At 61.1% G+C, this 2,779-nt stretch carries 2 protein-coding genes; both read right to left on the bottom strand.

All coding sequences use genetic code 11. From position 1 onward, the window contains the following. Positions 1 to 120: 120 nt before the first annotated feature. The gene (locus tag ACFFAR_RS30205) at positions 121 to 612 is read right to left on the bottom strand and encodes a phage protein NinX family protein (protein ID WP_174363787.1); all 492 of its coding nucleotides are present in this window, start codon (positions 610 to 612) and stop codon (positions 121 to 123) included. Positions 613 to 720: 108 nt separating this feature from the next. Then, the coding region (locus ACFFAR_RS30200; RefSeq protein ID WP_375509115.1) for a RelA/SpoT family protein at positions 721 to 2,779 on the bottom strand (2,059 nt) is incomplete at its 5' end.

The raw sequence follows: 2,779 nt of genomic DNA, 5'->3' as shown, positions 1-2,779 counted from the left end.
GAGTACTTGGCTACGAACCAAGGGGTCGTGGGTTCGAATCCTGCCAGCCGCACCAATGTGAGAAGGGCCTTCTTCGCGGAAGGCCCTTTTTGTTTCGTGGGCCGGTTTGATGCCCGGCGCTTACTGGCGCGCGGCCGAACCAATGTCGCCGATACGTCCATCCGGCGCCGGTGCGTCGTCAACCGACGCAATCGAACTCTGTTCGCCTAGCGGCTCCGCACGCTCGCCCAAAAGCATTTGCGAACGATGCGGATATTCGTCGTCCACGGTCTCGCCGAATGCGTGCAGCAAAAACGCGCGAAGCAACGCAACTCTCAACGACGCGCCACGCCCCTCCACTTCCCCGCCGTCCTTGCCGAACACCGCGGTGCAAACGACTTCGCCGCGCCCGTGATCGCTCATTTCCAGCCGGCACGCGCGCTCCAACACCACCGACGCAGCTTCCCAGGACGATGACGGCAAGAACCGCCCATCCCACGCGCGTCCACGGTCATTGCCACGAATGGCGAGGGTCTGGCCGCCATCGGTGAAATGGATTTCGCGGATGAAGTCGTGCAGCCCTCGCGCGACCCAATAGTCGAGCTCGGCGCCTTCCAGTTCTGATGTTTTCATAAGTGCCCTCGTTGTACGCAGAATGGGTACAGGGCACGCAGGTCGTGTTCCAGCGTCGGTGCTTGAACTTGCCGCGCCAACTGCCGCAATGAGGCGAACGTGAGGACGCTAGTAGTCGCCGCGTTCGCGATCGATCCGCATGCCGCCTTCGTTGTTGCGATGATGCGGCTCGTCACTTGGCCGCTCACGCGCAATGCGCATCACATCCGGATTCGTCCGGACACGCCGCATCACGTTCGCCAGATGCACGCGGTCACTGACCTGGATCACGAAGCGCAATACGGTGGATTCCTGCGTCACGTCCTCGTCCATTGCAATGTGGACGATGTTCGCGTCGGCGGACGTGATGTCGGCGGCTACACGGGCGAATACGCCCTTCGATGTGCTCACGAGCACCTTGATGGCGACATCGAAGAGACGGCCCGGCTGGGGCGCCCAGGCAACGTCGATCCATCGGCCGGGATCGCGCCTGTGGATGCGCTGCGCAACCCGGCATTCCGTGGTGTGGATCGCCATGCCCAGCCCGATGCCGATATAACCCATGATGTCGTCGCCGGGAATCGGGCGGCAGCACGCCGACAGTTGCACCGACATGCCTTCCGTGCCGGTGATCACGACCGGCGGCGCAGTGTTCGTGGTGAAGCTCTCGCGCGGGGAATCGTCGTCATCCCGCCCGGTCATCAACACTTCGATGCGCTTTGCCATCACTGCTGCGACACGGCGGCCAAGGCCGATGTCCGCGAAAATTTCCTGACGGCTCTTGTTGCCCGTCCACTGAGCCAGCTTCTCCCAGACTTCCGCGGTTACTTCGGAAAGCGCCAGGCCATAGCCCTTGAGAGATTGATCGACGAGCCGTTCGCCCAGTTGCACCGATTCATTCAGGCGCATCGTCTTCAGATAATGACGAATCGCCGAGCGCGCCTTGCCGGTACGTACAAAGCCGAGCCAGGCGGGATTCGGCTTCGAGTACGGCGCGGTAATGACTTCGACAATGTCGCCGCTCTTCAACTCCGTACGCAACGGCAGCAACTCGTTGTTGATCTTGACCGCGACACACTGATTGCCGAGGTCGCTGTGGATGGAGTACGCAAAGTCGAGCGCCGTAGCGCCGCGCGGCAACGGCATGATCTTCGACTTGGGCGTGAACACATACACCGCATCCGGGAACAGGTCGATCTTGACGTGTTCGAGGAATTCGCTGGAATCGCCGGCTTCGCTCTGGATGTCCAACAACGACTTGAGCCATTGATGCGCGCGCTTTTGCACGTCGTTGAGATCGGCGCCGCCGTTCTTGTACAGCCAATGCGCTGCCACCCCCGCTTCTGCGATCTCGTGCATCTTGCGCGTGCGGATCTGGAACTCGATAGGCGCGCCAAACGGACCCACGAGCGTGGTGTGCAACGACTGATAGCCATTCACCTTCGGGATCGCGATGTAATCCTTGAACTTGCCCGGCACCGGCTTGTAAAGCGCATGCAGTGCGCCAATGCACGTGTAGCATTCCAGCGCGGTATCCAGCACGACGCGAAAGCCGTACACATCGAGCACTTGCGAAAACGACAACTGCTTGTCGCGCATCTTCTTGTAGATGCTGAAGATGGTTTTTTCGCGGCCAGTAACGTCCGCCTTGATCTTCGCGTCAGCAATGGTCCGCTGCACCGCTTCCATGATCTTGCCGACCACTTCCCGCCGGTTGCCGCGTGCGGCCTTGACGGCGCGCTCGAGCGTGGCGTAACGGTGCGGATTGAAGTTCGCGAAACTCAGATCCTGCAGTTCGCGATACGTATTGTTCAGCCCGAGCCGATGCGCAATAGGCGCATAGATGTCGATGGTCTCGCGCGCCACACGACGCCGTTTTTCCGGCGGCACGGCGCCGAGCGTGCGCATGTTGTGCAGCCGGTCCGCGAGCTTCACGAGGATCACGCGTACGTCGCGCGCCATGGCGAGCAGCATCTTGCGGAAGTTTTCCGCCTGCGCTTCCTCGCGATTGCGGAACTCCATTTTGTCGAGCTTCGACAGGCCATCGACCAGTTCGGCCACCTTTGGCCCGAAGCGCTCGGCAATCTCGGTCTTTGTCACGCCCTGATCTTCGATCACATCGTGCAGCAACGCTGCCATGATCGATTGATCGTCGAGTTTCCAGCTGGCGCAGATTTCCGCGACCGCG

The organism is uncultured Caballeronia sp., from assembly GCF_964243625.1.
Taxonomy (GTDB): domain Bacteria; phylum Pseudomonadota; class Gammaproteobacteria; order Burkholderiales; family Burkholderiaceae; genus Caballeronia.
Note: the sequence above shows the minus strand (reverse complement) of the source record. Positions and strands in the feature narration are given on the sequence as shown.

Excerpts from the sequence above, each read along its gene's own strand:
- ACFFAR_RS30205 (WP_174363787.1), bottom strand. The coding sequence starts at position 612 with ATGAAAACATCAGAACTGGAAGGCGCCGAGCTCGACTATTGGGTCGCG.